At 66.8% G+C, this 23,913-nt stretch carries 27 protein-coding genes; 6 read left to right on the top strand and 21 right to left on the bottom strand.

Translation table 11 applies throughout. From position 1 onward, the window contains the following. Positions 1-8: 8 nt before the first annotated feature. The 5 genes from rsmA to rsmI all read right to left on the bottom strand — a co-directional run bounded on the left by rsmA (position 9) and on the right by rsmI (position 5,352). Entirely contained in the window at positions 9-890 is an 882-nt protein-coding gene (gene rsmA, locus ASE12_RS16890; protein ID WP_235508936.1) for a 16S rRNA (adenine(1518)-N(6)/adenine(1519)-N(6))-dimethyltransferase RsmA, read from the bottom strand. Beyond that, a complete protein-coding gene (locus tag ASE12_RS16885) occupies positions 860-1,984 on the bottom strand; it encodes a resuscitation-promoting factor (protein WP_056403229.1) in 1,125 nt (374 codons plus the stop codon). Before ASE12_RS16885 ends, rsmA begins: the two co-directional genes overlap by 31 nt. Before the next feature lie 61 nt (positions 1,985-2,045). Beyond that, positions 2,046-2,915 (bottom strand): TatD family hydrolase, encoded by an 870-nt coding sequence (locus ASE12_RS16880; protein WP_056403223.1) that lies wholly within the window; start codon positions 2,913-2,915, stop codon positions 2,046-2,048. After that, positions 2,912-4,492: a methionine--tRNA ligase gene (gene metG / locus ASE12_RS16875; RefSeq protein WP_056403220.1), complete on the bottom strand. Its 1,581-nt coding sequence runs from the start codon at positions 4,490-4,492 to the stop codon at positions 2,912-2,914. Before metG ends, ASE12_RS16880 begins: the two co-directional genes overlap by 4 nt. 32 nt (positions 4,493-4,524) lie before the next feature. Continuing rightward, on the bottom strand, positions 4,525-5,352 hold the full coding sequence (gene rsmI, locus ASE12_RS16870) for a 16S rRNA (cytidine(1402)-2'-O)-methyltransferase (protein WP_056403218.1): 828 nt from the start codon (positions 5,350-5,352) through the stop codon (positions 4,525-4,527). Between the two features lie 54 nt (positions 5,353-5,406). On the opposite strand from rsmI, the gene ASE12_RS16865 reads away from it, so the two are divergent. From ASE12_RS16865 to ASE12_RS16850, 4 genes are all read left to right on the top strand, one after another. Continuing rightward, the gene (locus ASE12_RS16865) at positions 5,407-6,960 is read left to right on the top strand and encodes a dolichyl-phosphate-mannose--protein mannosyltransferase (RefSeq protein ID WP_162255514.1); all 1,554 of its coding nucleotides are present in this window, start codon (positions 5,407-5,409) and stop codon (positions 6,958-6,960) included. 114 nt (positions 6,961-7,074) lie between these two features. Continuing rightward, positions 7,075-8,355, top strand: coding sequence for a PKD domain-containing protein (locus tag ASE12_RS16860; protein ID WP_157413030.1), 1,281 nt, complete (start codon positions 7,075-7,077; stop codon positions 8,353-8,355). Next, complete coding sequence (locus ASE12_RS16855) at positions 8,352-9,092, top strand: MotA/TolQ/ExbB proton channel family protein (RefSeq protein WP_162255513.1); 741 nt, start codon at positions 8,352-8,354, stop codon at positions 9,090-9,092. The genes ASE12_RS16860 and ASE12_RS16855 overlap by 4 nt, the downstream gene beginning before the upstream one ends. After that, positions 9,089-9,526 (top strand): DUF2149 domain-containing protein, encoded by a 438-nt coding sequence (locus tag ASE12_RS16850; RefSeq protein WP_082582353.1) that lies wholly within the window; start codon positions 9,089-9,091, stop codon positions 9,524-9,526. The genes ASE12_RS16855 and ASE12_RS16850 overlap by 4 nt, the downstream gene beginning before the upstream one ends. A gap of 7 nt (positions 9,527-9,533) precedes the next feature. Here ASE12_RS16850 and ASE12_RS16845 read toward each other — a convergent pair whose 3' ends face one another. Continuing rightward, on the bottom strand, positions 9,534-10,001 hold the full coding sequence (locus ASE12_RS16845; RefSeq protein WP_056403209.1) for a hypothetical protein: 468 nt from the start codon (positions 9,999-10,001) through the stop codon (positions 9,534-9,536). A 399-nt stretch (positions 10,002-10,400) separates the two neighbouring features. On the opposite strand from ASE12_RS16845, the gene ASE12_RS20260 reads away from it, so the two are divergent. Both ASE12_RS20260 and ASE12_RS20255 read left to right on the top strand, forming a co-directional pair. After that, entirely contained in the window at positions 10,401-10,700 is a 300-nt protein-coding gene (locus ASE12_RS20260) for a hypothetical protein (protein ID WP_162255512.1), read from the top strand. A 2-nt stretch (positions 10,701-10,702) separates the two neighbouring features. Next, on the top strand, positions 10,703-11,509 hold the full coding sequence (locus tag ASE12_RS20255) for an HTTM domain-containing protein (protein WP_056403203.1): 807 nt from the start codon (positions 10,703-10,705) through the stop codon (positions 11,507-11,509). On the opposite strand, the gene ASE12_RS16830 is transcribed toward ASE12_RS20255, so the two are convergent. The 15 genes from ASE12_RS16830 to ASE12_RS16765 form a co-directional block, all read right to left on the bottom strand. Continuing rightward, a complete protein-coding gene (locus tag ASE12_RS16830; RefSeq protein WP_056403201.1) occupies positions 11,498-12,094 on the bottom strand; it encodes a TetR family transcriptional regulator in 597 nt (198 codons plus the stop codon). The two genes, ASE12_RS20255 and ASE12_RS16830, sit on opposite strands and share 12 nt — an antisense overlap. Continuing rightward, complete coding sequence (locus tag ASE12_RS16825; RefSeq protein ID WP_056403198.1) at positions 12,091-13,269, bottom strand: NAD(P)/FAD-dependent oxidoreductase; 1,179 nt, start codon at positions 13,267-13,269, stop codon at positions 12,091-12,093. The genes ASE12_RS16830 and ASE12_RS16825 overlap by 4 nt, the downstream gene beginning before the upstream one ends. Further along, the gene (locus ASE12_RS16820; protein WP_056212108.1) at positions 13,270-13,437 is read right to left on the bottom strand and encodes a rubredoxin; all 168 of its coding nucleotides are present in this window, start codon (positions 13,435-13,437) and stop codon (positions 13,270-13,272) included. After that, positions 13,434-13,724: a rubredoxin gene (locus ASE12_RS20740; protein ID WP_082582351.1), complete on the bottom strand. Its 291-nt coding sequence runs from the start codon at positions 13,722-13,724 to the stop codon at positions 13,434-13,436. The genes ASE12_RS16820 and ASE12_RS20740 overlap by 4 nt, the downstream gene beginning before the upstream one ends. After that, on the bottom strand, positions 13,721-14,938 hold the full coding sequence (locus ASE12_RS16810; protein WP_056403194.1) for an alkane 1-monooxygenase: 1,218 nt from the start codon (positions 14,936-14,938) through the stop codon (positions 13,721-13,723). Before ASE12_RS16810 ends, ASE12_RS20740 begins: the two co-directional genes overlap by 4 nt. Before the next feature lie 74 nt (positions 14,939-15,012). Then, positions 15,013-15,909 (bottom strand): type II secretion system F family protein, encoded by an 897-nt coding sequence (locus ASE12_RS16805; protein WP_056403191.1) that lies wholly within the window; start codon positions 15,907-15,909, stop codon positions 15,013-15,015. 1 nt (position 15,910) lies between these two features. Beyond that, positions 15,911-16,849 (bottom strand): type II secretion system F family protein, encoded by a 939-nt coding sequence (locus tag ASE12_RS16800; protein WP_056403188.1) that lies wholly within the window; start codon positions 16,847-16,849, stop codon positions 15,911-15,913. A 4-nt stretch (positions 16,850-16,853) separates the two neighbouring features. Beyond that, a complete protein-coding gene (locus tag ASE12_RS16795) occupies positions 16,854-18,266 on the bottom strand; it encodes a CpaF family protein (RefSeq protein WP_056403185.1) in 1,413 nt (470 codons plus the stop codon). Then, positions 18,259-19,566, bottom strand: coding sequence for an AAA family ATPase (locus tag ASE12_RS20735; RefSeq protein WP_056403182.1), 1,308 nt, complete (start codon positions 19,564-19,566; stop codon positions 18,259-18,261). Before ASE12_RS20735 ends, ASE12_RS16795 begins: the two co-directional genes overlap by 8 nt. Next, positions 19,563-20,273, bottom strand: coding sequence for a Flp pilus assembly protein CpaB (locus tag ASE12_RS16785; RefSeq protein WP_056403179.1), 711 nt, complete (start codon positions 20,271-20,273; stop codon positions 19,563-19,565). Before ASE12_RS16785 ends, ASE12_RS20735 begins: the two co-directional genes overlap by 4 nt. Before the next feature lie 109 nt (positions 20,274-20,382). Continuing rightward, positions 20,383-21,471 carry a TadE/TadG family type IV pilus assembly protein gene (locus tag ASE12_RS16780; RefSeq protein WP_162255511.1) on the bottom strand — a complete coding sequence of 363 codons (1,089 nt, stop codon included), beginning with the start codon at positions 21,469-21,471 and terminating at the stop codon, positions 20,383-20,385. After that, a complete protein-coding gene (locus tag ASE12_RS16775; RefSeq protein WP_082582496.1) occupies positions 21,459-21,827 on the bottom strand; it encodes a TadE/TadG family type IV pilus assembly protein in 369 nt (122 codons plus the stop codon). Before ASE12_RS16775 ends, ASE12_RS16780 begins: the two co-directional genes overlap by 13 nt. Before the next feature lie 109 nt (positions 21,828-21,936). Beyond that, complete coding sequence (locus ASE12_RS16770; RefSeq protein ID WP_056403171.1) at positions 21,937-22,122, bottom strand: Flp family type IVb pilin; 186 nt, start codon at positions 22,120-22,122, stop codon at positions 21,937-21,939. Between the two features lie 328 nt (positions 22,123-22,450). Next, positions 22,451-22,615, bottom strand: a complete 165-nt coding sequence (locus ASE12_RS20140; RefSeq protein WP_157413029.1) for a Flp family type IVb pilin — start codon at positions 22,613-22,615, stop codon at positions 22,451-22,453. Positions 22,616-22,711: 96 nt separating this feature from the next. Continuing rightward, on the bottom strand, positions 22,712-23,905 hold the full coding sequence (locus tag ASE12_RS16765) for a P-loop NTPase (protein WP_082582348.1): 1,194 nt from the start codon (positions 23,903-23,905) through the stop codon (positions 22,712-22,714). Positions 23,906-23,913 lie beyond the last annotated feature (8 nt).

Raw genomic sequence — 23,913 nt, 5'->3', positions numbered from 1 at the left:
CATCCCGCTCAGACTGGGGTGAGGAACTGGCCGAGGCGGAAGAACTCCTCGACGCCCAGCTGCTCGCCCCGCGCCTGCGGCGAGATCCCCGCCGCGACGAGGGCTTCCTCGGCCGCGGGGCCCGAGCCGGCAAGCTCCGACAGCGCGGCGCGCATGGTCTTGCGGCGCTGCGCGAACGCGGCGTCGACCACCGCGAACGTCCGCAGGCGCTGCGCCTCGTCGCCCGGTGGCTCCCGGCGGGTCCACGCGACCAGCGCCGACTCGACGTTGGGCATCGGCCAGAACACGTTGCGCCCGATCGACCCGGCAAGCCTCAGCTCGGCGTACCAGGCGGCCTTGACGCTCGGCACCCCGTACGTCTTGGAGCCCGGACCAGCCGCGAGCCGGTGCGCGACCTCTGCCTGCACCATGACCAGGCCGGTCAAGATCGTCGGGAACCGCTCGAAGAACGTCAGCAGGACCGGCACCGACACGTTGTAGGGCAGGTTGGCCACGAGCGCCGTGGGCGTCGGCCCGGGCAACTCGGTGACCTGCATCGCGTCGGCCGTGACGAGGTCGAAGTGAGTCGCCTGGTCAGGGGCGTACTCGGCGATCGTGCCCGGCAGCTGCGCCGCCAGCACCTCGTCGAGCTCGACGGCCGTGACGTGCGCGGCCACCTCGAGCAGTCCGAGCGTCAGCGAGCCGAGGCCGGGACCGATCTCCACGACGACGTCATCGACGCCGACCCCGGACGTACGCACGATGCGCCGGACGGTGTTGGCGTCGATGACGAAGTTCTGCCCGCGTTGCTTGGTCGGGCGGATGCCGCAGAGCTCGGCCAGGCGTCGGACGTCAGCAGGCCCGAGCAGCCGAGGTGGCGTCAGTTGAACCTCGCCCCGGCACAGCCCCACTGGCCCCAGCCGGACCGGGCCTGGAGGATCTTGGCGCGCTTGATCTGCTCTTCGCGGCTGTGGTCGCTCGGCAGACCCGTGCCGCCGACGCTGTGCCACGTGGCGGCGCTGAACTGGAGCCCGCCGTAGTAGCCGTTGCCGGTGTTGATGTGCCAGTTGCCACCGGACTCGCACTGGGCGATCTTGTCCCAGACGCTGTCGGACGGGGTCGTGCTGGTGCCCCGCTCGACGATCTGCGGCCGCGGCTCGGCCAGCGAGCGCGAGACCAGGACGATCCGCTCGCGCAGCTTGCCGTCGGCGTAGATCAGCGTGACCTTCTCGCTCGCCTTGCCCTTCTTGCCGGGCTGGACGACGTTCTCCTCGCCGACCGACGACTCGGGATCCTCGCGGACCGTCGTCTTGAAGCTGACCGGGACGGTCTCGGTCTTGGTGACCTTCTTGATCCGCACGACGCGAAGCTGCGCGTCCGGCTTGACGAAGGCGTCCTTGCCGGGCTTGACCTCGTCGTCGGAGTCCAGGCTGACGTCGACCTTCTTGAGCACGGCGGCAACGGTCGGCGCGTTCGAGGTGATGGTCTTCTTCTTGTGGTCGGCGATGACGGTGAGCGACTTGGTGCTGCTCACGACGATCTGCGCGCCCTTGCGGGGGATGACGCTCGAGGTCTTGGCCGAGAGGTAGGAGCCCGACTTCGGCTCCACGCCAAGGGTGTTGAACGCGTCACCGACGGTGCGGTCGTAGACCGTGTGCTCGGTGACGGTGCCGTCGACCGCGAGGGTGATGGGCTTGGCGTACGAGACGGTGATCGTGTCACCGTCGGAGATCGAGTCCGACTTCGGCTTGCTCAGCCGGTCGGAGGGCCGCAGGGTGATGTCCTTGGACTTGAGGACATCGGCGACGTTGTCGCTGAAGGTGCGGATCTTGTCGCTCTTGCCGTCGACGGTCAGGGTGACCGTGTGGCTCAGGGCGCCGTAGGCGGCGGTGCCTCCCGCGACGACGAGAACGATCGCGAGGTTGAGGGCGAGAAGCGGGAAAGACTTGCGATGACGACGCTTTCCGTGGGTGGACGTGCGTCGGGCGGTTGACTCTGGCTGCACAGAATTCCTTGACAGTCGGTGACGGGGCCGACTTTCAACCATACGGATGCCCCTTCCTGGGTCAAATTCTGTGAGGCCAGTCACCACCGAATGCAGAAACCGTGTTCGCATCGATGTCCCGACACATTTCCTCGACCGTTTTGCCTGCAATCCCAGCCATGAACCGAACCGTGAGCGGAATCAGGAACGAAGCGTTCGGGCTTCCGCGGTGCGGTGTCGGTGTGAGGAAAGGCGCATCGGTCTCGACAAGGATACGGTCCGGCGGCGCGATCCGGAGCGCTTCGCGGAGGTTCTCAGCGTTCTTGAAGGTGACCGTGCCGGCGAACGACAGGTAGGCCCCGCGGTCGAGGCACTCCCGCGCGAACGCCGCATCGCCGGAGAAGCAGTGCATGACCGTACGTTCGGGGATGCCCTCGTCGTCGAGCACCGCGAGCACGTCGTCGTGCGCGTCGCGGTCGTGGATCACCAGTGTCTTGTCGTGCCGCTTGGCCATGCGGATGTGCTCACGGAACGACACGTGCTGCGCCTCGCGGCCGCCCTCACCGGTGCGGAAGTAGTCGAGACCCGTCTCACCCACCGCCCGCACGTGCGGCGACTGGGCCAGCGCGTTGATCTCGGCGAGCGCCTCGTCGAGGTCACCCTGCTCGGCATGCTTGGGCGCCTCGTTGGGGTGCAGCGCGACGGCGGCGACCACGGAGTCGTACGCCGTGGCAGTCTCGACGGCCCATCGCGACCCCTCGAGGTCGCAGCCGACCTGCACGATGCGAGTCACACCGACGGCGGCCGCCCGGTCGAGCGCCTCGTCGACCGGGATCAGCAGCCCACCTTCGACCCCTTTGGCGTACGCCCGGTGGTCGAGGTGACAGTGGTTGTCGACGACCGGGGACGGCAGCGGCTCCGGCGCCTCCGGCCAGCCCTCGGTGACCGTCACTCGGCCGCGGCCTCGATGCGCGGGAACAGCGACGCCGGCTTGGTTATCGTCGCTCCGGCGGGCAGCTGGCTCCACGCCGCGACGCCGTCGATGCGCTGGTCGGCGAGGGCGCCGAGCGTCGGCTCCGCGCCGAGCGAGTCCCACAGCACCGCGGATGCCTTGGGCATGACCGGGTTGAGCAGGACCGCGAGGACCCGCAGCCCCTCGGCGGCGGTCGCGAGGATCGTGGCCAACCGGTCGCCGGCCGACTCGTCCTTGGCGACCTGCCACGGCGCCTGCTCGGTGAGGTAGCCGTTGAGCTCGTCGACGATGCGCCAGACCGCGGACAGCGCGTCCTGCGGCGCCACGGCCTCGATCGCGGCGTCCGCCTCGGCGACGGCCTCAGCGACGAGGTCGATGACCTTCTGCTCGGCGGCCGTCGTCTCGCCGGCAGCGGGCAACGAACCGTCGAAGTACTTGCCGATCATCGCCGCGACCCGCGAGGCGAGGTTGCCGAAGCCGTTGGCGAGCTCGGCGTGGTAGCGGGCGTGCATGTCCTCCCACGAGATCGACCCGTCGCTGCCGAACGTCAAGGCCCGCGCGAAGTAGTAGCGATAGGCGTCGGAGCCGAACGTGTCGACGATCTCGTCGGGGCGGATGCCGTTGGCCTTGGACTTGGACATCTTCTGCCCGCCCACGAGGATCCAACCGTGCGCGAACACCTGGTGCGGCACCGGCTGTCCGGCGGCCATCAGCATCGCCGGCCAGATCACGGCGTGGAAGCGCGCGATGTCCTTGCCCACGATGTGGATGTTGGCCGGCCACAGCTCCTTGAAACGTTCGTCGTCGACGCCGTAGCCCGCGGCTGTCACATAGTTCAGGAGCGCCTCGATCCACACGTACATGACGTGCTTGTCGTCCCACGGCACCTGGATGCCCCAGTCGAACGTCGAACGCGAGATCGACAGGTCGCGCAGGCCGCGCGAGACGAACGAGATGAGCTCGTTGCGGACCGACTCGGGCTGGATGAAGTCGGGGTTGGCCTCGTAGAAGTCGAGCAGCTTCTGCTGGTAGTCGCTGAGCCGGAAGAAGTAGTTGTCTTCCGTCATGTGCTCGACCCGGCTGCCGTCGAGCTTGGAGACCTTGAAGCCCTCGTCGTCACCCTCACCGTCGGCCACGTCGTCATCGCCGACGAACTCCTCGGCGCCGACGCTGTAGTAGCCGCTGAACGAGCCCTTGTAGACCGCGTCACGCTCGTACAGCGCCTGCCAGAACGCCTTGGCGCCGTCGAGGTGGCGCTGGTCGGTGGTTCGGATGTAGTCGTCGTTGGCGATGTCGAGCGTCTCGAGGAGCGGCTTCCACTCCTCCTCGACCAGCTTGTCGACCCATTCCTGGGGGGACACGCCGTTCTGGTCGGCCTTGCGGAGGACCTTCTGGCCGTGCTCGTCGGTGCCGGTCAGGTACCAGACTCTCTCGCCCCGCTGCCGGTGCCACCGCGTGATGATGTCGGCCATGACCGTCGTGTAGCCGTGCCCGATGTGGGGCGCGTCGTTGACGTAGAAGATCGGCGTGGTGACGTAGAACGTGGAATCTGACACGTCCTCAATCCTAGTGCGGGGCTTCCGGTGCCCTACGAGTGCGCGGCGTCGTAGACGTCCTTCTTGCGTACGCCCGTCTCGCCCGCGACCTGCTCGATCGCGTCCTTGCGGCTGAGCCCCTCGGCCTGCCGCGCGGCGACGAGCTCCCGCAGGTCGTCCGGCCCGTACGTCCGGGTGTCCGGCGCGGCTCCGCCGACGACGATCGTGACCTCACCGCGTACGCCCTGCTCCTGGCCGGCGGCCCACTCGACGAGCTCGGCGAGGCCGCCGCGGGCCACCTCCTCGTACGTCTTGGTGAGCTCGCGGCACACTGCCGCGGGCCGGTCGGCGCCGAGCACCTCGGCCATCGCACGCAGCGACGCCTCGGTGCGGTGCGGCGACTCGAAGAACACCATCGTGCGGCGCTCGGCCACGAGCTCGGTCAGTGCGCGCGTACGCTCCCCTGCCTTGCGCGGCAGGAACCCTTCGAAGCAGAACCGGTCGACCGGCAGGCCTGACACCGCGAGGGCGGTCAGCACCGCGGACGGTCCCGGGATCGCCGTCACCGCCACGTCGGCGGCGATCGCCGCGACGACGAGCCGGTAGCCGGGGTCGGACACGCTCGGCATGCCCGCATCGGTCACCAGCACGACCGTCGAGCCGTCCGCCAGCATCGCGGCGAGCTCGGGGGTGCGGCGTTCCTCGTTGCCCTCGAAGTAGGACACCACCCGGCCGCCGATCTCGATGCCGAGCTCCGAGGCGAGCCGCTTGAGCCTTCGGGTGTCCTCGGCCGCCACGACGTCAGCGGTCGCCAGCGCCTCGCCGAGCCGGCCGCTGGCGTCGGCGACCTGGCCGATCGGCGTCGCCGCGAGGATGAGCATGCCGCCAGCATGTCAGGTCATCCGCCGCTCAGGGTGCTCCCCTACGCTTGGCGCGTGACGTTGCTGGCGAGGCTGTCCCCGTTGTCGTGGCCAGAGCGCGTCTGGGGCTGGATCGGGCCGATCGCCGTCGCACTCCTCGCCTTCGTCCTGCGCGTCTGGAACGTCGACAAGCCGCGCATCCTGATGTTCGACGAGACCTACTACGCCAAGGACGCCTGGTCGCTGCTCCAGCACGGGTACGTCCAGGACTTCACCGAGAACGCCAACAAGCAGATCCAGAGCGGTCACACCAGCAACCTGATGACCGGCGAGCCGACGTGGATCGTGCACCCCGACGGCGGCAAGTGGATCATCGCGATCGGCGAGAAGCTCTTCGGGCTCGACGCGTTCGGCTGGCGCATCGCCGCTGTCGTGATCGGCTCCCTGACGGTCCTGGTGCTGGCTCGGCTCGTCCGACGCATGACCGGGTCGACGGTCATGGGTTGCCTCGCCGGCCTGCTCCTGACGTTCGACGGCTTGCACTTCGTGATGTCGCGGGTGGCCCTGCTCGACGTCTTCCTCGCCTTCTGGGTGGTCTGCGGAGTCGCCTGCCTCGTCGCCGACCGCGACTGGATCCGCGACCGGCTCTGGCGCTACCGGGCGTTCCGGCCGTGGCAGCTCGCCGCCGGCGTGTGCTTCGGCATGGCCTGCGGCACGAAGTGGAACGGGATCTTCGTGCTGGCCGCGTTCGGCCTCATGACGGTGATCTGGGAGGTCCTCGCCCGCAAGCTCGGACATGACCCGGCCATACGGTCGAACGGCTGGGTCGTCACGACACTGCGTGTCGGCGTGCCGGCGTTCGCCTCGATCGTGCTGCTCGCCGGAGTCGTCTACCTCGCGACCTGGACCGGGTTCCTGATCCACCATCACGCGTACGAGGCCAGGTTCGGGCACGGCTATGGAGACTCGTCGCCGCCCTGGGGGGCATATGTCGACAAGCCGACCCCCGGGTTCCTCGGTGAGACCCGCGACGCGTTCCGCTCGTTGTGGCACTTCCACGTCATGGACTGGAAGTTCTCCGCGACTGGGCTCGACAGCGCCGAGCCTCATCCGTACGAGTCGAACCCGATCGGCTGGCTCGTGATGGAGCGTCCGGTCGTCATGGACTACAAGGGCAACTTCCCGCTCACGGACTGCAACCCCGGCGTCGGCGGGTCGTGCGTCCGCGAGGTGACGATCATGGGCAACCCGATCGTCTGGTGGTCCGGCGCCCTGGCCCTGCTGGCGTCGCTGGTGGCCTGGCTCGTGACGCTGAGCTGGCGTTGGGGCGTGCCGGTCGTGGCCGTCCTCGTCAGCTGGGTGCCGTGGTTCTTCTTCACGGCGCGGCCGATCTTCTCCTACTACGCAGTCGTCATGATCCCGTTCACGGTCATCGCGATCGTCCTGGTCATCAACGAGCTGATGCGCGCCGCCCACACCCCACGGCACCGCTATGTCGTGGGGCTGTTCAGCGGCCTGTTCCTCACCGCCGTCGTGATGTCGTTCTGGTTCTTCCACCCCGTGCTGACCGGCAAGATCATCCCGTACGACTCGTGGCACGACCGCATGTGGTTCGACCGCTGGATCTAGGGCGGTCGGCCGCGCGTCACCCGGAGTTCGTACGATCAATCCCTCAAGGATCAGCGCGAGACCCTTTCACGCTTCATACTTGATAGTCGACGACGATCTCTGGAGGGAGAGCCCGTGAGCAGTTCGCTGTCCGCACCGCGGCGGCGACGCCGTGCTGCACTCGCGGCGATGCTCTCGATGATCGCCGTGCCCCTGGTGGCCTCGTCGACCGCCGATGCTGCCGACACTGACTGTGCCCAGGGCCAGGCCTGCGTCGAGGTCCGCGTCGTGTCGACCACCGGCGGCAAGGAGACACGGCTCTCGACCTCCTACTTCACGGTCGCCGACCTCACCAGCGGCGCCGGCATCGTGCAGAACCCGGAGTACTGGACCCGCAGCAGCGCCAAGAAGGCGGCAAAGCCGACTCCACGCCCGGCCACCGCCCTGCCCCTGCGTGCGCTGCTCCAGCGCGTCACCAACCCGCCGTCGAAGCCCCCTACGTTCTCCGAGGTGCCGCTGCGTGGCATCCCGTCGGTGCTCTCCGAGGACGAGCTGCGCGCCGGTGATGACGAGAAGCAGCCCTTCCTGGACGACCTCGAGCCGAGCCTCTTCGCGTTCTCCAGCAACCGCATCGGCTACATCCGGCCGCAACGCACCGAGGAAGACCTCAACCGCAGCGACTACTTCGTCACAGGGGCCGGCGGGCGGCTGGTCCTGACCTTCCACACCACCGGCAAGCTCCTCGCACCCACGCTCAGCGTCGGAGCCACGACGGTCAACACCAAGACCAAGAACGCCTTCACCGTGAACGTCCCCGAACCCGGCACGCGCATCTCCCGCTATCGCTGGACCTTCGGCGACGGCACCGAGTACGGCTCCAGGGACAAGGCCCGCACGCACCGCTACGACAAGGTCGGCACCTATCCGGTCTATGTCCAGGTCCGCGGGGAGAACGGGTCGTACGGCCGCACCGCCCCGACCGAGATGAAGGTCGGCAAGCCGCCCAAGCCGCCGTCGACCACAGGCGGTGGCGGCACCGGAGGCGGCGGTGGCATCGGCGGCGGAGGCGGCGGTGGCGGCTACATCCCGCCGTACGTGCCGACCCCGCCGAGCGTCGACAACCCGCCGTCGGTCGACACCCCGCCCACGAACGACCTCCCGACCACGCCCGTCGACGACGGTCTCCAGGAGGTCGAGGGCTTCGTGCTCGCCGGCGCCGGAGCCGAGCAGGGCGACAGCATCCCCGGCACGCAGGCCTCGGTCCAGCCGACCAAGGCCAGTGAGCTGTCCACCAGCCGCAAGATCAGCGGAGCGGTGATCGGCGCCCTCGCCGTCATCCTGCTGCTGGGACTCGGCGCCGAGATCGAGACACGATGGGCCAGCACGAGGCTGGCGCACCTGAGGAGACGCGCATGAGCGACGGTATCTACGACATCATCTTCCACGTGGCGGAGTCGCTGGAGCTGCCGGTGGTGATCCTGGCCCTCCTGGCCCTGGCCGCGGTGCTCGTCGAGACGGGGATGTTCATCGTCGAGCTCGTCAAGCGCCGCCGCCGTACGTTCTCCGCCCTGTCCCGCTCGGGCGCATCGGCCCGCGAAGCCGTCGACGCCGGCCGTACGACCGAGGCGTCTGCGCTCCTGCAGACCGTCGCGTGGAGCAGTGCCGTGGGCGCCGCGTTCAGCGTCATCGTCAAGGAGGTCGGCAAGCCGGGCGCCGACACCCGCATCGCCAAAGAGCTCGCCGACTTCGACTTCTCCCGCCAGGGCCGTCTGTCCCGCACGCGCCTGCTGGTCCGTGTGGGCCCGGCCCTCGGCCTGATGGGCACGTTGATCCCGCTGGCACCCGCCCTCGACGGACTCGCCCGCGGCGACGTCGACGCGCTGACCGACAACCTGCGGCTCGCGTTCTCGATCACGGTGCTCGGCATCCTGATCGGCGTGCTGGCGCTCGGGCTGTCGCTCGTACGCGAACGCCTCTACGGCCAGGACTTCTCCGACCTGGAGTACATCGCCGCCGTGCTGACGGACGACGGCACCGGTGCCTCGGCCGTGACCCCGGTGCCGACCAGACCGGCGCCGACGGCGACGCTGCGCGACCCCGCGCCGCTCACGCCCAAGGCCGACCTGCCGCCGCTGTCGGAGACGACGTCATGATCCACGTGACGCCGCGGGCGCGCATCTCGCGCGACAACGCCGGTGACCCGCTCGACGGCCTGGTCAACATGTTCGACATCGGCATCGTCCTCGCCGTCGCGTTCCTGCTCGCTGCTCTGTCGTCGCTCGGCCTCGAAGGTGCGGTCAGCGACAAGGGACTCGTCAAGCCCGCCCTCGGGGAGGTCACGACCAAGCCGGGTGAAGAGGTCAAGGACGTGCCGCCCAACGGCACCAAGACCGTCGGCCGCGGCACGCCGGTCGGCACGGTCTACCGCCTGGCGGACGGCCGCCTCGTCTACGTCACGCAGGATGCGGCAGGCGGCGACACTCCGACGCCCACGCCGTCCGACGTGACGCCGACCGTCCCGACACCGAGCACCCCGACGCCCAGCTTCCCGACCACGCCGAGCTTGCCGACGACGCCTTCGCCGTAGCTGGGACTCAGCCCACGTCGAGGTCGACCTTGCACTCGTCCTTGGCGTGCTTGGCGACTGCTTCGAACGCGTTAGACACCTTCTCGGAGCCGATCTTCATGAACTCCTTGACGATCTTCTCCATCGCGTCCGGATCGAGACCACTCGTGTCGCCCGAGCCGATCTTGGTCATGTCCGAGGGCTTGAGCCCGGCGTCCTTGAGACCCTTCTCAAGCTGCGTGAACGCCTGGTCGACCGTCTTCCAGTCGCCGGCGATCTCGTCCGGTGCCTTGTCGGCGAGGTCGTGGATGTCCTTGAAGTTCTCGGCCCAGTCGGTGCCGGGTGCCGCGCCGACACCGCTCAACGCCGACGTCGAACGCTTGAGCTCCTTGCAGTAGTCACCGCTTCCGCCGCTGCCACCACCATCACCTCCGCCGCACGCAGTCAGGGTGCCGGCAAGCAGCACGACGCTCGCCAAGGCCACAGGTACGTTCATCGGGTTCTCCTTCGCGTGACGCCGGCAGCAACAGCCTGACTGGAACGGCCAGCATGGCAGAGCAGCGTTTCGCCCGCGGCCAAATCGCGAATCGTCAGGTGTGACACCGCGGAAGCGCGGTTGCGGCGGAAGGTCGAGAATCCACCGCTCAGGGTGACTCGGTCCCCATCAGCAACGCGCCTTCGCAGGCGGCGCGGATCCCCTCGACAGGGGCCGTCCCCGCGGCCATGCGCTCCCGCACGACGTCGAGAAACCGGGCCAGTCAAAGCATGAACGGGACGTCATCCTCGGGCGTAGCCTCAGCCCATGAGGGAGACCAGGTCAGGTCTGACGGATGCCGACCACAGCAGGCCGGGTCGAACCGCAACGCTCCGACGGGGGCTGCTTGTCGGCGTCTTCGTGCTGCAGTTCTTGATCCCGCTGGTCGTCCTCGTCGCCAGTCCGGCACCGTCAAGGTTCGGCTTCCAGATGTACTCCGGCCAAGGGGATGTTCACGCCTACGTCATCGATTCCTCGGGCCATCGCACGTCCATCGACTTCGACGATCTGGTGGCGAACGGCCGAACCGAGATCGACTGGATCTCCAAGCTGCACCAGGACTACGTGTGCCACACCCTGCCGCGTGCAGCCAAGGTGGTCGTGAGCCAAGTCAACTCGCGCGGCACGAGGACGGCGAGGTTCACATGCGACAGGAACTGAGAGTGGATCCCAGACCCGTCGCGTTCGCGCGGATCTGCATCGGGATCGCTGCCATCTCGCTTGCGGTCGAAGGCAATACCTTCCTCATCACGATCGTCGACGGCCGACTGGCGGTTCCTGTCGTCAGCTGGTGGCCAGGCCCCTCCGAGCTTCCCCTGAGGGCGATGCTCTTCATCGGCATGCTTGCGGGGGTCTTCCTCGCCATCGGCTGCTGTGCCAAGTGGTGTGCTGCGTTGATCGCGGCGCTACAGGTCGTGATGGTCCTGTCCGACCAGCAGCTGTACAGCAGCCACCGGATCCTGCTCTTCCTCTTGTGCTGTCATCTGGTTTTCGCGCAGTCGGATGCCGCGTGGTCACTGCGGGCTCGTTACCAAGGCCGCCGTCCCTCGGTTCCCTTGGGACCGCAAGTGCTGATGATCGGCGCCATCTCGTCGCTCTACCTCTTCGCCGGCATCAGCAAGATCAACGGTGTCTTCCTCTCGGGGGACGTGTTGCGAGATCAAATGGTGATCCACCTGGACGGTGCCTTCTACCACCTCATCGCCGGCCTGACCGTGGGCACCGAGATCTTCCTCGGCCTCGGCCTCTGGTTCAGACGCACCCGCTTGCTGGCTGTCATGGTGGGCGTCGCGTTGCACATCTCGATCATCGCGCTGCTCGGCGACCCGGTCGTCCTGTCATCGTTCGGCCTGCTCTGTGTCGGGCTCTACCCCATGGTCCTGAGCCGACCCCTGCCCGAGCGATTCCCGATGGGGGAACCACGTCTGCGGCCGGCGCTCCGTGCGGAGCCCAACTCCTCAGTCGACTGACTCGGCGCCCTTCAGCGCCAGGCCGGTGATCCAGGCGATCTCGGCGGCGGCCTCGTGGGCCGGCTTCGACGGACGGGTGATTGCCGACAGCACGAGGCGTACGACGACCTCGACGGCGACCTCCAGCTCGGCGTCGGTCAGCGGCGACGGCGGGTAGAGCTCGACGACGCACTGCTTGACCACCGCGACAGCGGCCTCCACGATCTCGCCGGACTCCGTCGTCAGGATCTGCAGGAAGTCCGCGTCCTGCTCCTCGGGCAGCGAGGTGACGATCGTGCGGACGAGCAGGCTCTGCTCCCCCATCAGCAGCGCACCTTCACAGGCAGCGCGGATGCCCTCGACGAGGGTCGTCTCCCCAGCCATCCGTTCGCGGACGACGTCGAGGAAACGCGCCAGCTCACGCATCGCCAGCTGCTCGGCGAGCCCGTGCTTGTTGCTGAACTCGTTGTAGACGGTCTGCCGACTCACTCCGGCTCTCTCGGCGACGCGTGCCATCGTGACGCTCGACCAGCCGGTGTCCTCGATCATGGCCTGGGCTGCGTCGAGGAGTCGCTCGCGGACCGGGGCGACGGCGGTGCTCGTCATGCCCCGCCCTCCAGCGCGTCCTCGAGCCGCTGACCTGCGGCGATCCACGTGCCGGCCGCCCGGATGTCGCGTGGCCGGCCGATGCCGACCGCACCGCGTACGACACCGTCGTCCAACAGGTAGGCGATGAAGTCCCGCTCGTCGAGCGAGCCCTGGATCACGAGCTCGTGCGACGTCTCTGGCCACCCCGTCACCTGGAGGTTGTGGCCGTACTGGTCCGACCAGCACCACGGCACCTCGACGAACGGCTCCTCAGCGCCCGCCATGACCTTGCCGACCGCACTCCCGTGGTTCTGCGCGCCCTGCCAGTGCTCGACGCGGTGCCGGCCACCGAGCACGCCGTTGGGCTGGTTGGCGACGTCGCCGGCCGCGAACACGTCGGGAGCCGACGTACGGCCGAACGCGTCGACGACGATGCCGTCGGCGACCTCGATGCCGGCCGCCTCGGCGAGCTCGACGTTGGGCTGCATGCCGACAGCGACCACGACGACCGGCGCCGACCACGTACGCCCGTCGATGGCACGTACGACCGTCCGGTCACCCTCGTCGACGATCGATGCGACCTCGACACCGGTGTGCAGGTCGGTGCCCTCGCTCTTGTGCAGGTCGACGTAGAGCTCGCCCAGCTCGGGCGGCAGCAGGCGCGGGAGCGGCAGCGCCGCGGTCTCCAGCAGCGTGACGTCGCATCCGGTCGTACGCGCGCTCGCGGCGATCTCGGAGCCGATGAGCCCGGCACCCACGACGATCAGGTGGTGCCCCGGTGCCAGCTCGGACTGCAGGCCGGGCGCGTCGGCGAGGCTGCGGAGCGTACGGATGCCGGATGCCGACCATGGGTTGCGGGCGCGCCCGCCGGTCGCGAGCAGCAGCTGGTCGTAGCCGACCTCCTCGCCGTCGGAGAGCCGGACGACGTGCGCGTCGACGTCGAGCGACTCGACCGTGACCCCGGTGCGCAGGTTGACCGACTGCTGCTCGTACCACTCGGGCTTCTTGATGCGGATCTCGTCGGGCGTCTTCTCGCCGCGCACGATCTCCTTGGACACCGGCGGCCGGCGATAGGGCAGCTCGGGCTCGGCGCCCAGCAGGTCGATGTCACCGTCGTAGCCGCTGCGCCTCATCGCCGCGGCGGCGCTGACCCCGGCGATGCCGGCGCCGACGATGACCGTGCGGTGCGTCATTCAGACCAGCTCGAGCATCGTGAAGTCGGCCTTGGCGGCGCCGCAGTCGGGGCACGTCCAGTCGTCGGGGATGTCCTCCCACTTGGTGCCCGGCGGGATGTCCTCCTCGGGCCAGCCCTCGGCCTCGTCGTAGATGAAGCCGCACTGCTGGCACTCCCAACGCTTCATGCGTCGTCTCCTTCGGTCGTCACGTCTGCGTTCGCCTCGTCCTGCCGCTCGGCGGACCTGCGCTGCACCTGGGCTCGGGTCTCGGCGGCGATGATGTTGCCGTCCTGGTCGTTGTGCTCGAACTCCTCGATGGGCAGGAAGTCGACCTGCTCGCGTACGCCGCAGTCCGGGCACGTCCAGTCAGGGTCGATATCGGCGAACGGCGTGCCGGCCGGCCAGCCCTCCCTCGGGTTGCCCTGCTCCTCGTCATAGACGTACTCGCAGTTGGGGCAGATGAACTGGCTCATGCCGCCGCAGCCTCTTCGTCCTTGCTCGTGCCGACGCCGTACCTCCGCACGTACGCCTCAGCGGTGCGCGGGTGCAGGTTGGCACGGCCGATGTCGCCGTCGTAGTGACCGAGCACCCGCTGGTCCATGACCTTGCGCCACACCTGCGGGATCCAGGTCAGCACGATCATGCCCGCATAGCCCGTGGGCAGGACCGGCGCCTCCTTGAAGTCGCGCAGCGCCTGGTAGCGGCGGGTCGGGTTGGCGTGGTGATCGCTGTGCCGCTGCAGGTGATAGAGCAGCACGTTGGTGCCGATGTTGTTGGAGTTCCAGCTGTGGCTCGGGTTGACCCGCTCGTAGCGGCCGGATTCGAGCTTGGCCCGCTTCATGCCGTAGTGCTCGAGGTAGTTGACCGACTCCAGCAGCCAGATGCCGGCGGCTGCCTGGATCACGAGGTAGGGCAGGATCTCCCAGCCGAACGCGATCGTCAGCCCGCCCCACAGGACGACGGAGAACATCCAGGCGTTGAACAGGTCGTTCTTGATCGACCAGTGCGTCTTCTTCTGGCGCGCGAATCGCTTCTTCTCCAGGCCCCAGGCACTCCTCAGGCTGCCCATGATCGTGCGCGGCATGAACTCCCAGACGGTCTCGCCGAGGCGACCGCTCGCGGGGTCCTCCGGGGTGGCGACGCGTACGTGGTGGCCGCGGTTGTGCTCGATGAAGAAGTGGCCGTAGAACGTCTGCGCGAGCGCGACCCGGGCGAACCAGCGCTCGTGCTCCTCCTTCTTGTGGCCGAGCTCGTGCGCGGTGTTGATCCCGATACCGGCGACCATGCCGAGGCCGAGTGCCAGGCCGATCTTCTGCACCACGGTCAGCGGGTCGTCGATGCCCGGCAACGTCCCGCCGCCGAGCAGGTAGGCGCCCCAGATCAGGCCCGCGATCTGCACCGGGATGAACGCGTAGGTCACCCAGCGGTAGTAGCGGTCCTCCTCCAGCGCCTCGATCAGCTCGTCAGGCGGGTTGTTGGGATCGAGTCCGGCCAGGAGGTCGAACAGCGGGATCAGCACGAACACGAAGAACGGGCCGAAGAACCACACGATCGTCGCGCCGGTCCACGCGTAGAGACCCCACATCATCAGCGGGATCAACGGGATGATCGCGCCCATGATCCACAGGTAGCGCTTCTTGTCGCGCCACTGGATGAGCTGGCCGTCGACGGTTGCCTGGATCGTCATGCATTCCTCCTCGTACGCCTTGGGAGAGGCGCTTTACAAGAAGGTAGCAAATGTAAAGTCGGTGCGCAATGGTCCTACTTGGATCCCACGTTGTCGGCGATGCTGACGATGGCGGGGGTCAGGATCACGATGAACAGAACGGGCAGGATGCACACCAGCAACGGGAAGATGATCTTCACCGGGACCTTCTGAGCCGTCGCCTCGGCACGCTTGCGGCGGCGGAATCGGATCTCGCTCGCCTGCGTCTTCACGACTGACGAGATGGACACGCCGTACTGCTCGGCCTGGACGATGCTCTTGACGAACCGCCGAAGGTCTTCGACGTCAGTGCGAGCGGCGAGCGCTTGATACGCGTCGCGCCGACTCATGCCCAGTCGCATGTCCTGAACCGTGCGCACGATCTCGTCGGCGAGGGGGCCCGTCCGACGTTCCCCGATGTGGGCGAATGCGGCTTCGAATCCCAACCCCGACTCGATCGAGATCGACACCTGGTCGAGCACGTCGGGCAGCTCCTGCTGGATCATGGCCTGGCGAGCTTCGGCGCGCTTCTGGATGATGACGTCCGGTGACACGTACGCGACGAAGATGCCCAGACCCCCTAGTCCCCAATTGAGCAACGACGGCTTGCTGGTCACCAGGATGAAGAGCATGAACACGGCCACCACGCACAAGACCAGCTTGAGCGTGACCACGGTTCGCGCGGTCCATCCATCGGGCCGTCCGGCCAGGAGCACGTTCCGTTCGATCTTGGCCAACGACGCACCAGTTGTCAGGAATCGGAAGATCGAGGAGCTCTTTCCCTGAACCCGGATGACCGGTTCATCGCCTTCGCTCACAGGCTTCGGACCGGCGGCCACCAAGCGCGCGCGGACCGCCTTGTTCGATTGACCCCACATGCCCAAGGCGAGAGTGAGTGCCACCAGCGATCCACCGATGAGAGCCACGCCCAGTACCACCATGACGAACGGCATCTCAGAACTTCACATTCACGATCGCCCTCATCCACACGCCACCGATGATGTAGAGCACCACCGAAGCGGCGAGGAGCATCTTGCCCAGCGACGAGGTGAACATCGGATCCATGTAGCCGGGATTGACGAGCGAGAATGCACCAGCGACGACTGCCGGAAGTGCCATCAGCACGATTCCGGAGAACTTGCCTTCCGCAGCGAGCGTGTCCACCTCTTGGCGAATCTGGTTGCGCTCGCGCATGGTCTGCCCCACCCGATCGAGAACTTCATTGAGGTTGCCGCCGGCGTCTCGGTGGACAGCGACGGCTTCGGCGACCCAACGGAAGTCGTCGCTGGCCATGCGATCAGCCGTCTGTTCGAGCGCCACGATCAGGTCGCGACCGATCCGGTTCTCGTTGATGACGCGGGCGAACTCCTCCGCGGTCGGCGAGTCAGCCTCCGTTGCGACGGCGTCGAGGGCGCGGATGAAGCTGTGCCCCGCGCGCAGTGAGGACGCGATCATCTGGATCGTCTCGTCCAGCTGCTTGGCGAACGCCTTGCGTCGCTGATCGATCTTGACCTTGAGCACCAGCTTGGCGACGACCGGAACCAACGCGCCGGCCAGGATCGCGACGAACACGTTACCGGTCAGCACGAACCCCACGACCAGGGCGGCAACGCCGATCGAGCCGACCGTGACGACAAGCGCACCGGGCGTCATCGACAGACCCGCCAGATCCAGCTCACGTTCACGGAAAGGAGCCCAGCTGCTTCCACGGAGCACGCGGTCCACCATGGACACCAGGTAGTCCGAGGTCAGCGAGAGGACCGGCCTCTCCTCCTTCTTCCCCCATTGACGACGCTCCAACGGGATCCGATCCACGGGGGCAGCAGTCAGGACGTACACCAGCATCGCCAGGGCGAGCGCCGAGAAGATCACGCCGGAGATGAGCAGGGCCACGACGTCACGCTCCCTTCGCGGCTGGGCCGAGACTGTCGAGATTGAACTTGATGCCCATCTCCTCGAACTTGTCCGTGAACCGGGGCCGGATCCCCGTGGACACCTGCGTGCCCCTGAATCGTCCATGCGCGTCGATGCCGGCCGCGTAGTCGAAGACGAACGCGTCCTGAAGGACGACGGTCTCGTTCTCCATGCCGAGCACCTCCGTCACCGCCGTGATGCGGCGAGTGCCGTCACGCATACGGGTGAGCTGGATGATCATGTCGACTGCTGAGGCGATCTGCTCGCGGATGGCTCGCATGGGCAGGTCCATGCCGGCCATGAGCACCATCGTCTCGAGACGTGACACCGCATCGCGTGGCGAGTTGGCGTGCAGGGTCGAGATCGATCCGTCGTGACCCGTGTTCATCGCCTGCAGCATGTCGAGACTCTCGCCGCCTCGACACTCACCGACGACGATCCGGTCAGGCCGCATACGCAGCGAGTTGCGGACCAGGTCGCGAATCGTGATCTCGCCCTGTCCCTCGATGTTGGGTGGGCGGCTCTCCAGCGAGACGACATGCTCCTGCTGGAGCTTGAGCTCGATCGCGTCCTCGATCGTCACGATGCGCTCATCCGAGGGAATGAACGACGACAACACGTTGAGCAGCGTCGTCTTGCCCGTTCCGGTGCCACCCGACACCAGGACGTTCAGACGCGCGTTGACGCAGGCGTAGAGCAGCTCGGCGACCGGCTTGGTCATCGTGCCGAAGCGCACGAGGTCGGCGACCTCGTACGGAGTCTCCGCGAACTTGCGGATGGTCAGCGACGAGCCGTGGACTGCGAGCGGCGGGATGATCGCGTTGACTCGCGATCCGTCCATGAGCCGCGCGTCGACCAGAGGAGAGTTCTCATCGATGCGTCGGCCGACGCGGCCGACTATGCGTTCGATGACACGGCGCAGGTGCTCCTCGGAGTTGAACCGGAAGCCGCTCAGCTTGAGCTTGCCGTTGCGCTCGACGTAGATGTGATTGTGCCCGTTGACCATGATCTCGGTGACATCCGAGTCGGCCAAGAGACGCTGCAACGGACCCAGCCCCAGCGCATCGTCCTCGATGTCCTGGATGAGTCGCTTTCGTTCGTCAGAGGTGAGGGACAGCTGCTCCTCATCGACGATGCGACTGAGCTCCTGCCGCACGAACCGGCGGAGCTGGTCCTCCGTCAGAGACGAGTCGTTGATTCGCACGCCGATGCGCTCGAACAAGGTCTCGACAGCACGCGCCTTGACCGACACCAGCCCCTCGGCCAGACGAGCCGAGACCACCGTGGGCTCGACACCGTCAGGTTCCACCGCTTCGGGCACCTCCGGCACCGGCTTGTCGGGGATGATCTCGCTCTTGGTGCGTGCGGCTTCCAACCGCTGGCTGAGGCTACTCATCCCTGACCCGCTGTCCTCTGCTGCGCTTCTCGGCCCGGGACCGCTTGGGTTCCTTGGGAGCCTTCGGTGCCTTCGGTGCCTTCGGTGCCTTGGGTGCCTTGGGTGCCTTCCCGCTGTTCACGTTTCCCTGGAGAGGCCCCGGTCCGGCGGCCAACCGCGCAGCAAGGCTCATGACACCGGCAGCAACGGGACCCGGCTTCTTCGCCATCATCAAAGGCTCCCCGCGATTGCCGGCAACCTGCGCGTCCTTGACACGAGGGAGCACCACATTGATCGGCATGCCGACGACGGCCTCGACATCGCGTTCGATCAGGCCGGATCGGCGGTCGGCGAAGTTGAGGATGAAATGACGCGAGGTCGGCAGGAGATCGAGCTCAGCGAGCACGTCGATCTCCTTCCGCATCGCCCGGATGCTGGAGACATCCATGCTGGAGACGAGCACGACGTCGTTGGCGTCCTCGAGGGCTGCGAGGGTGAGCTCGGAGAGCCCCGCGGACGTGTCCACGATGACATGACGGAACTGGGATGCGAGCTGAGCCAGCAGGCGCTTGATGTGAGACGCAGTGACGTGGTCGCCTGCCACGGGCGACTCGGCTCCGGCCAACACGTAGAACCCGGCTGGATGGACGGTGAGGAATGTCTTGAGGATCAACGTGTCCAGAGCAGCCGATGTCCCGAACGCGTCCTCGATCGAGTGCGCAGGCTTCAGGTCGAGGAGCACGGCGACGTCACCGAACTGGATGTCGAGATCCACCAGGACCGTCTGCATCGGTTGGATCCTGGCCAGTCCGACCGCGAGGTTCGTCGCTATCGTGCTCTTGCCCACACCACCCTTGGGCGAGGCGACAACGATCACGCGACCGGTTCCGAGGGCTGCGTCCGGCGATGAGCCACCTTGGGGATTGCCCATCCGGGTCACCGCACTGGCAGCGGCGCGATGGACGACGACCTTGAGGTCGTCCTCGTTGATCCTCGGCTCGATGATCTCGCGGATGCCGGCCCGCATTGCGCGAAGAGCCAAGCCAGTGTCGGCTTCGGCGACGAGCATCACCTCGACGAGCGGACTGCTGCCATCGATGACCTGCGCGATCGACAACGCCTCGCCGATCGGCAGCTCGTCACCGATGATGACCACCTCGGCCACGCGATCGCGATCCAGCGCGACCAGGCTGCCCATGCCATCGACCTGCACGAAGTTGGTGACGGACTCACGGTCGAGCGAGACGACGTCGTGACCCGGGAGGGCCTCCACCAGCGCGGTCACGTCCGGATTCGCCGCAAGCACCAGAATGCCGGTCATTGGGTCACATCCTCTTTGGAGATCGAACCACCATTTCCGTTCGCCGTGTCCTTGTTCTGCTTGGTGAGGTAGACCTTGCCGTACTCCATCGCATTGATGATCTTTCCGGCGTCGCGGATCGGCACCGCGACCGTCACGATCTGCGTGATGTCCTCGAGAGGCGAACCATCCCACTTCACGCCTGGCCCGGTGATCTTGGTGATCACCACTTGGTTGCGAATCATCTGGGTGACTCCGTCACCCTCCTTGGTCTGGTAGCTGCCGACGACACCGACCTTGTCCCCCACCTTCAGGACGTCCGAGACCGCGCGCGCTGAGCTGAGCGGAATGGCCAGCTCCTGCATGCCCTTGGGGACGTCGCCCTTGGCTGTCTCCTGCTTGGCCTCGCCCCCCGTGGAGAAGCGAGAGAGCAGGACCTGCTCGCCGGGTTCCAGGTCGGTCGTCGTCGACATGCCCTTGACCTCCGACAGGCTCTTGATCGCGCCCTGCGCGATGGCCGACTGCGGCAGCTTGACCGTCTCGACCTTCCCTCCCAGCTCATCGGCATTGGTGTTCGCTGCAATGGGCTCGTCGACCTGGAGGACCTCCACGAGCTTGGCGTCGTTGAAGGCTCGTTCATTTGCGCCGTTGGCATAGCCGATCAGCAGCACGATGCCGACAACCGCCAGCACGGCGGCGACCAACGCCGCAATCGCCCTCTTGCTCATGTGTCACAACTCTCTCTTGGCGCCTCATGCGCGACGCGATGCGAACTCTTGTCTCGGAGGCGAGGAGAGGTTCCCCCAGCCCTCAGAAGGATGGTCACGATGCCCCCGCTCAATTGGTCAGCTCCACCTTGAGTGCGCCGAACTCGGCGCCGCCCTCGCCGTACGTGAAGTGGTCGAACGGCTCAGCGCTGCTCGTGAACTTGCCGGCGATCTTGCTGGCGCCCGACGAGGCGCCGTAGCACTTGGTGCCGAAGCACCAGCCGCTGACCTGGAACGGCGCATAGCCCAAGATCTTGAGGTCGACGGTGCCCTTCCATGCCGCTTTGGTGCCGTCCTTGCGGAGGCCGCCCCAGGCGTATTCCGTGGACGGCGCATAGACGGCGATCAGTATCGTCGTGCCGGGATGGAGGAACTGCGAGAACTTGTCCTGCTGGTTGACGTTCCAGCCGTCGACACTCGCGAGCGTGTCCAGGACCGCGGTCGGGATGAGCTGGCCGTTGTTGGTGCTGGACCCGTTCGTGCTCATCCACAGGCCGCCGGGCAGCATCTTCACCGTGCCACCGCTTCCCGACAGGTCAACACCCGACGGGACGGAGCAGCTCGTCAGGAGGCCCTTGCTTGTCATGGCGTTGTGAGCCGCCGTCAGCGTGGTGCCGTTGCTCGTCACGATCTGGCTCGCGATGACATCGTTCGTGTCGGTGGCGATCGTCGTCGGCGTGTTGAGCGAGTTCTTGTTGTACTCACAGAGCGACACGGCGAAGGGGATGACGTCTCCTGCGGTCGCGTGCTTCGACCACTTGGCTGTCGCGTTGGCGTCGACGGTCTTGTTGTTGATGCCGAAGGCACCGAAGAAGTTGGTGTTCACCGATTTGGAGACGTGGGTCGTGACCTGGCCGTCCGAGGGCGCGAGCGCGCCCCCGACGATGGATCCACTGCCGCTTCCAGCGTTCTCGTCGACCATGGTGTCGGCGATGGCATCGCCACCGGCCTTCGAGCACGTGGTCTTGTGCCGCGCACAGTCGAGAGCGATCGCGAGGGCGCCGGCGTCCGCACCGTGCTGGACGCGCCCGTTGTCGTAGACGACATGTGCCGTGTCGACCCCCAAGCCTGTGGCCGCAAGGAGCATCGTGCCCATCAGTGCCACCATGACCGCAGCGACACCGCGCTGGTCATGCCGGCGGTTGGTCAGTCCTCGCATCGCGCCACACCCTTTGCATTCACCACAAAGGTGTCGCCGCCCGGGAACAATCCGGTCGGCGAGTTCTCCGTGGACGTGATCGTGACGGTCACATTGCCGCCCGGCGGGCATGAGAAGCCAGCGAACGCGGCGCCGCTGGGCATCCGGTTGTCGGCCGCCCGGCCCGCGGCCTGGGCTGCAGCGGCATCCTTGTGGATCGAGTAGTCCCTGGCCGCGACGAACGCCGCATTGTTGAGCACTGACGATCGCGAGTAGCGGTATCCGTACTCGATGAGGCCCAGCACCAGGAGCAGCAGGAGCGGCACGATCAGAGCGAACTCGACCATGACGGCCCCACGCTCACGCGACCTTCGCATGCCTGCACTCCTCTTGAGATAGCCCTGCGCCGCAACCGGTACTGAGTGGTCGCGGCGCAGGGACGTTTGCTCGATGTCGTCCAGCTGAGACTGATCGACCAGCTCTAGATCACGGCAGTCCGCCGAACATGGTGGAGATACGTCCGCCGAGCGCAGCGGCGGCAACACCGACGACGACGGCGATGCCGGCGACGAGCAGCGCGTACTCGACCATCGCCGCACCCTTGTCGTCACGCCTGGGGCGATCGGACAGCATCGTGATCGTCATGAAGAAGATTCGATCGATGAAGTTCATGTCTTTGTCCTTTTCAGTAAGGCCGCAGGTGCGGCGTCTTCGTGTTCAAAGCCGCCTTTGGCGACCCTCCCACTCGGAAACGTAGACCCAGTTTTTTGTGAGACACACTGTTAGTTCGAAAGATCATCATTTGTGACTAGACATTTCGATTTTCGCTCGGATCGCAGGCCAAAGTGACTTTGGTCGACAGGCGATCGGTACGCGACAGTGACGCCTCCGTGGGTCACCCACGAGCTGTCCGACGCCCGAGGTCTGGCTGCGCACCCGAGGTGCCCAGTCAGTCAGCGGTGATGCTGATCGACGGTCGCAGGGTCCGGAGTGTCCGGACTCAGAACGTCGCGAACATGGCGGCTACGCGGCCGCCGAACGCGGCGGCTGCCAGGGCAACGACCACAGCGATTCCGACCGCCACCAGCGCGTACTCCGCCATGGCCGCGCCCGCTTCATCGTGGCGCGTGGTGGCGAGCTTTCGAAGCAGTCGATGGGCACGCATGAGGTGGACTCCTTGCACTGGTGCCGACAGGGCGGCTGGTTCCGAGCGTAATTGCGCTTTCTCCTCTCGTCTCGAAATGCCCAGAAGTCATCGGGACTACGGCACGAGCACACCTCGGTGCTTGTTGCTCCTCGTGACCAGTTCGTCCGCGCGGATGAGATCGACGACCCTGTCGAAGGCCTTGCCGGCTGCGCAGCGGCGCTTGCGCTCAATGACCGGTCGTCCCAGATCGTTCGAGAGCTTGACCTCACGTGAACGCGGGACCAGCACCTCGATCGGGAGGCCGATGGCTGCTTCAACCTCGCGCACGCCGATGCCGGACTGCCGATCGGCAAAGTTCATGACGACGTGACGGGACGCAGGTGCGACACCACGCGCAACCAACATGTCGACCTCGCGACGCACGGCGCGCGCGCTCGAGAGGTCCATGCTCGCCACGAGCAGCAGGTCGCTCGCCTCGTCGATGGCCGCCAAGGTCTGGTCATTCATGCCAGCCGCGGTGTCGACCACGACGTAGCGGAACTGCGCCGACAGCTGCCGAAGCAGCTGCCGGACCTGGGCAGCCGACATCTCGTCCGACGAGGCGGGGGACTCACCTGTGCACAGCACGTAGAAGCCGGCGCGATGGACCGTGAGAAGCGTCTTGAGGATCAACCCGTCCAGGGAGCCGGCAGACCCGAACGCCTCGGCAATCGTGTGCGACGGGGTGATGTCGAGGAGCTCGCCGGCGTCTCCGAACTGAAGATCGAGATCGACCAGGACAGTGTCCATCGGGGCGGTTCGAGCCAGCGCCAGGGCAACGTTGGTGGCCACGGTGCTCCTGCCGACTCCCCCCTTGGGGCCGGACACCACGATCATCCGGTGAAGGTCGTTGGGTGGCGGGTTCGCATCATCGCGTCGGACGGACGTCGGGCTTCGGTCCGCTCGGTGCATCAGGACCTTGAGCTCGTCCTCGGTCGCATCCCTGGAGACGATGTCGCGGACCCCTGAACGCATGGCCCGGAGGACCAGCTCCGTGTCGGGCTCGGCGACGAGGACGCGGTCCACGCTCGGGAACAGCGTGCCCATCGACTCAGCCATCGACAGCGCCTCGGCGACGGGTAGTCCGTCACCCAGGATCGCCATGTCGGCCAGCATGTCGTCCCGGACGTTGAGCACACTCTCCAAGCCGTTGACGCGCGCCAGCTCGTCCATCCCCGCGCGGTCGAGCGCGGACACGATGTGGCCGGGAACGGAGCGGACCCGATCAACGAGATCGGGAGATCCTCCAAGTATCAGGATGTAAGCCATGACGGTCG

It is taken from the genome of Aeromicrobium sp. Root236 (genome assembly GCF_001428805.1).
In the GTDB taxonomy this organism is placed as follows: Bacteria; Actinomycetota; Actinomycetes; order Propionibacteriales; family Nocardioidaceae; genus Aeromicrobium.
This window is presented reverse-complemented; position numbering and strand designations above follow the sequence as displayed.